The 5,428-nt window shown below is 39.1% G+C and carries 5 protein-coding genes and 1 pseudogene; 2 read left to right on the top strand and 4 right to left on the bottom strand.

Translation table 11 applies throughout. The features are described from left to right. Positions 1–62: 62 nt before the first annotated feature. Both ACKPEB_RS13235 and rpe read right to left on the bottom strand, forming a co-directional pair. Positions 63–1,315: pseudogene (locus ACKPEB_RS13235) on the bottom strand (lipid-A-disaccharide synthase). A 94-nt stretch (positions 1,316–1,409) separates the two neighbouring features. After that, positions 1,410–2,108: a ribulose-phosphate 3-epimerase gene (gene rpe, locus ACKPEB_RS13230; protein ID WP_408965399.1), complete on the bottom strand. Its 699-nt coding sequence runs from the start codon at positions 2,106–2,108 to the stop codon at positions 1,410–1,412. A gap of 162 nt (positions 2,109–2,270) precedes the next feature. Between rpe and ACKPEB_RS13225 the strand changes: the two genes are divergently transcribed. Both ACKPEB_RS13225 and ACKPEB_RS13220 read left to right on the top strand, forming a co-directional pair. After that, the gene (locus tag ACKPEB_RS13225; RefSeq protein WP_408965398.1) at positions 2,271–2,645 is read left to right on the top strand and encodes a hypothetical protein; all 375 of its coding nucleotides are present in this window, start codon (positions 2,271–2,273) and stop codon (positions 2,643–2,645) included. A gap of 90 nt (positions 2,646–2,735) precedes the next feature. After that, a complete protein-coding gene (locus tag ACKPEB_RS13220; RefSeq protein WP_408965397.1) occupies positions 2,736–4,178 on the top strand; it encodes an LCP family protein in 1,443 nt (480 codons plus the stop codon). A 194-nt stretch (positions 4,179–4,372) separates the two neighbouring features. Here ACKPEB_RS13220 and ACKPEB_RS13215 read toward each other — a convergent pair whose 3' ends face one another. Both ACKPEB_RS13215 and ACKPEB_RS13210 read right to left on the bottom strand, forming a co-directional pair. After that, positions 4,373–5,161 (bottom strand): 16S rRNA (uracil(1498)-N(3))-methyltransferase, encoded by a 789-nt coding sequence (locus ACKPEB_RS13215; RefSeq protein ID WP_408965396.1) that lies wholly within the window; start codon positions 5,159–5,161, stop codon positions 4,373–4,375. A gap of 62 nt (positions 5,162–5,223) precedes the next feature. Further along, positions 5,224–5,428: hypothetical protein (locus ACKPEB_RS13210; protein ID WP_408965395.1), on the bottom strand; the 205-nt coding region annotated here is incomplete at its 5' end.

The following is a 5,428-nucleotide window of genomic DNA, read 5'->3' as shown; positions in this document are numbered from 1 at the left end:
CGGGGAACAGGGAATTACGAATTACGAATTACGAATTACGAATAGGAAGATGGGAGGACTTTTTAACTTTTTATCTGTTCTAAGGATTCTTGAATAATAAGATGAGCTAATTTTTGGGCAGCGCCGGGTTGGCCTCGAACTTGCTGTAACCTCTGGCGCATGGTTTCTAATTGTTCAGGGTGATCTAAATAATTTAAAACTAAATTAGCAATATTTTCGGGTTGGAGTTTTCCGACTAATTCAGGGACAATTTCCTGTTTTGCCCAAATATTCGGCCAGGCAAATAATTTACCTGTTTTTAAGACTAAGCTATTAATAATTTTAGCAAAAATAGACCCAATTCCTGGTAAGTTCGCTAAAATTCCGGGGATGCCATCCCAGGAACGCATCGCATCTAATTGTTGGGTGGGTAATAAGACAATCATGGGAACCGCTAAGGCTCCTAATTCGGCAGTATTAGCTCCGACTGTTGTTAAGCAAAGTTGGCAGTTTGATAGTAAATTATAAGCTGGAAATTGAGTATTAATTTCAATTATAACATTATTTTTAGTTTTTAAATAAGGATTTTCTCCTAAATAAAGTTCTGCTGAAATTCCGCCAAAATTTGCAATGATAGGATTATATTGAGGATCGGCAAAATTAGCTAAAGTTTGTATATCTAAAGTTGGGGCAAGGGGAATAATAAATCTCGTTTGGGGTCTTTTTTGGTGTAAATATTCGACAATGGCTAAGGTTAAGGGTACACCTTGAGCTAATTTTGCTGCTTTAGAACCTGGTAATAATCCGATGATAATATCAGAAGAAATCCGAGAGTTAGAAGCGGATAACGCTACATCTGCCATTAAATCTCCGATGACTTCTACCTTCTCTTGATAAGGTTGGGGAATAGTTTCTAAAATCTCTGATTTCATCACCCCAAAACGGTTATATACCGCCACCATCGCGCTTCCCATTCGGCATAGATAACACTGCGATATCCCAACCATTTACTAATAACTAACGTAAAAAATTGATCTCCTCCTAAAAATAAAACGACACCATTTTTATACCAGTCCCAGTTTTCTTTAGTTTTCCCCAATAATAAAAATTGCCAGAAATATTCGGCTCCTTGAACTCGATCAATTTCAGGATAAGAACGAGCAATATTAACTTCTTTTCCCGTTGCATTAGGACAGGGAGATAAGATTAAAGAAATTCTGATTTGAAACGATTGATTTTGGATCTGTTCTCGTAATGCTTGAACCACAGGACGCACCCAAGTTGTCAGTTCACCAGGGCCATTAGAAAGAATCAGAATATCAACCGTATTTGTCATTTTAAAGTTATAGAAAAATTTTCAATAATTAACCCCCATTACATTGCGATAACGGGGGATGGTCAAGATTAAGAAGGGTTAATATGAATTAATCCTAAACCGTCGCTAACTCAGGAGTCGGACGTTTGCTATTACGAATTCCTTCAATTGCTTTAGCATAATCCGGTGCATTAAACACCGCAGAACCTGCAACAATTGCGTTAGCACCTGCTTCTAAAACTTGCCAAGTATTATCGGCTTTTAAACCGCCATCCACTTCAATCCAAGGATTTAAACCCCGTTCATCACACATTTGCCGTAATTGACGAATTTTTGGCAGAATTCCAGGGATAAACTTCTGACCCCCAAAACCGGGGTTAACACTCATGATTAACACCAAGTCACAAAGCTCTAACACATATTCAATTAATTCTAAGGGAGTAGAAGGATTCAAAACCACACCCGCTTGTTTACCCAGTTCCCGAATTTGGCCAAGAGTTCGATGTAAGTGGGGAGAAGCGTTGTGTTCAGCATGAACTGAAATAATATCAGCACCCGCTTTAGCAAACCCTTCCACATACTTTTCGGGTTCAACAATCATCAAGTGAACATCCAGAGGTTTTTGGGTCACGGGACGAATGGCTTCCACAATTAACGGCCCAATCGTAATATTGGGAACGAAACGGCCATCCATCACATCCACGTGAATCCAATCCGCTCCCGCTTCATCCACGGCTCGAATTTCTTCACCTAGACGGCTAAAATCGGCTGATAATATAGAAGGGGCAATCACAATCGGTTTTTGTGTGGTCATGGGGTAATCGGTTCTCCTGCATCTCAAGTTGTAACCAGTGTATCAGAATCAGGGTGTGTAGAACAGGCATCTTGGCTGTTAACGTCTATTAACTAGGGTTTAGGGTATTGAGTCTCTCAAAAATATTTTATTTTTTTCTGCTTACTTTCTTTTTTTTCCACTATGAAAACACATGACCCTTTTGAGAATCCTGAACAAGAACGTTTACAGTTGTTTGTTTATTTAATTCCGATTTTGGGTTTTTTCCCCGCATTATGGACATTGTATCGACATCAAGGAACACGACAACAACAAGCGGTTAGTCGATTAGTGATTGTATTAGCGTTCAGTTGGTTAACAGGACTGCTATTGTTAGAAGTTGGCTATCACAATGCGGAATCCTTCACCTTAGCGATGTTATTAACCAGTAGTCTCTTGACAACCAGTTATTTTATCGTCAGCTTAGGGTTAATGATTCGAGTGTGGAAACGTCAACCGATTTGGCTCCCCGGATTAAGCCGAATTGCTGAAAAAGAATTAGGCAAACATCTGCCATAATAGGTTGGTTCTAAACGAATTCTTTCTGTTGTTAGAAGTCTGTTATTCCTAATACGATTTATTTACATTAATGTTAGTGTGAGGAAGTCCGTGTCAGCACCAAGATATCAAAGTCAAAAGTCATTGCCAAAAGCGTCACAACCGAGTTTAAGGAGATTAGCTCAATCGAGTCCGGGTCGTTGGTTAGGGCTCGGTTTAGGTTTAGCAGGAGTCGCCATGATTTCAGCCACCGCCGGAGCCTTATTAGCTGTGTCTTTATCCACCACACCCCTACTCCAGCAAAAGTTAACCCCGGAAGAAGCGGCAGTTTTTTCTAAAAGTCAAATGGCAACTACTAACATGAAGTTGCCTGAATTAACCCGTCCGGTGAATATTTTGGTGATGGGGGTGAAGGTTTTAACCTCCGATTTGGAAGATAATCCTCATCCTGAATTGGGATACCACGCCTTAGTGGATTCCTTTAAAGGATTATCGGATACCATGCTATTAATTCGTTTTGACCCGGCGAATAAAAAATTAAAAGTCTTATCCATTCCCCGTGATACTCGTACCTATGTAGAAGGTCGGGGAATGACTAAAATTAATGATGCTAATTATTATGGTGGCCCCGCTTTAAGTGCTAAAGCAACCAGTGAATTATTAGGGGGTGTAGGAATTGACCGTTATGTTCGAGTCAATGTTCAAGGAGTAGAAAAATTAATTGATGCGATGGGAGGCGTGAAGATTTACGTTCCCAAGGATATGAAATATCAAGATGATAGTCAGCATCTTTATATTAATTTAAAACAAGGTGAACAACACCTGAATGGATCACAAGCATTACAGTTTTTACGGTTCCGTTATGATGCCTTGGGAGATATTGGTCGGGTACAACGTCAACAAATGTTAATTCGGGCTTTTATGGAACAGGCGTTAGATGTTGGTACTATTTCTAAAATTCCTCAAGTTGTATCGATTATTCAATCCCATATTGATACAAATCTAAGCTTAGAAGAATTAGTGGCTTTAGTGAGTTTTGCAGGCGGAATTCAACGGGAAAATGTGGAAATGCTGATGGTTCCGGGTGAATTTAGTGACCCGAAAGAATATCGAGCCAGCTATTGGCTACCTGATGCGAATCGCTTAGAAAATTTAGTTGCACAACATTTTGATTTTGGTCAAGATGTTTGGCAATTTGAAAATATTGATCCGAAAGATTTAAGAATTGCCATTCAAGATAGTAATGATAATTCGGAATCAATTGACCGCTTAGTAGGGAGTTTAAATGATGGAGGATTCTGGAATGTTAGAATTTCTAAACCTTGGACAGAACCTTTAGAAGAAACTAAAATTGTGGCTCAGGATGGTGATATTAAGAGTGCTGAATCTTTACAAAAATCATTAGGTTTTGGTAAAGTTGTGGTGGAAAGTACAGGTTATTTAGAATCTGATATTACTATTCAAGTTGGAAAAGATTGGTTAAAAAAATACAGTCAATCCAGCCCTTCTAATGTTCCCAATTCTGAATCCAATTCTAATTCTAAAAACCCCTAAACAAAAACCTGGTTTCTTGTGGGGGTTCAGAAACCGGGTTTCTTTACCCATATTTCTGTTATAGAAAAAAGATTAACACAGAAACCCGGTTTCTTGGTTTTCTTTGTTGTGGGGGTTCAGAAACCGGGTTTCTTTACCCATATTTCTGTTATAGAAAAAAGATGAATACAAAAACCCGGTTTCTTGGTTTTGTTTTACTCCCTTTTTTCTATCATTCCCACCAGTTGAGAGACAGCAACAATCGGCGCTGTAACCGCTCTTAATATCCGTTTCCCCAAGGAAATCGGTTGGAATCCAATGGCGATCGCTTCTTGAATTTCCGCCTCTGTCCATCCTCCTTCCGGCCCCGTTGCAATAATAATTTTATCAGGAATTTGCTTAGAAGTAACTGATATTAATTCTACCATAAAATGTTGATAATTTCCCCGACCTTCACAAATATATTGATATTTTTTTTTCAGTTTAAAATTAGATGATGCACCCTGATTCATGGGTTTGATAGACAGTAATAATCCTTGTTTAAACGAAACCGGATCAAAGATAGTAGGAACAATTTGACGTTCTGATTGTTCTGCGGCTTCTGTCGCAATTCTGCGCCACCGTTCGACTTTTTGAACACTCGGTTTTAACACTGTTCTTTGACTCATAACGGGGATAAATTGGGTAACACCTAACTCAGTGCAACACCGGACAATTTCCTCAAATCCATCTCCTTTGGGTAAGGCAACTATTAATATAATTTCAACCGATAATTCCGTTTGGATCAAAACTCGTTCTATTAATTTACCTTGGGGAGACGCTGAAGGCAAATTAACCATTAATTCGACTATCCACCATTGACCTTGAGCCGCAATAATAATAAAGCGATCGCCTTGTTTCAAACGCAAAACCCGACCTAAATAATGCTGTTGTTCAGCCGTTAAAATTAGGTGTTCGTCTTGAATTTGTTCAGGGGCGATCGCAATACGTTGAAGTTGAACCATTGATAAAACGGATTAAATTTGCAGGTCGAGATACTCTAACCCAAAACCCTTCCAGTTCAACTTTACTGTTGGACTTTCAGTTTTTCTAAATATTCTTCAATCGCTTGAGTCGCTAGTTCAACTACGGGTTTCCCTAAACGTTTAGATTCAGCTTTCAACTGATTATAAATGGAATCTCGAACACTCACCCGATGCCGAATTTTACTCGGATCAACCGGTGCATCAGAATCGTTCATTTCTGGTAGGGTCTGGCTACCCATTACAGGG

Source organism: Planktothrix sp., assembly GCF_046067725.1.
In the GTDB taxonomy this organism is placed as follows: Bacteria; Cyanobacteriota; Cyanobacteriia; order Cyanobacteriales; family Microcoleaceae; genus Planktothrix.
Note: the sequence above shows the minus strand (reverse complement) of the source record. Positions and strands in the feature narration are given on the sequence as shown.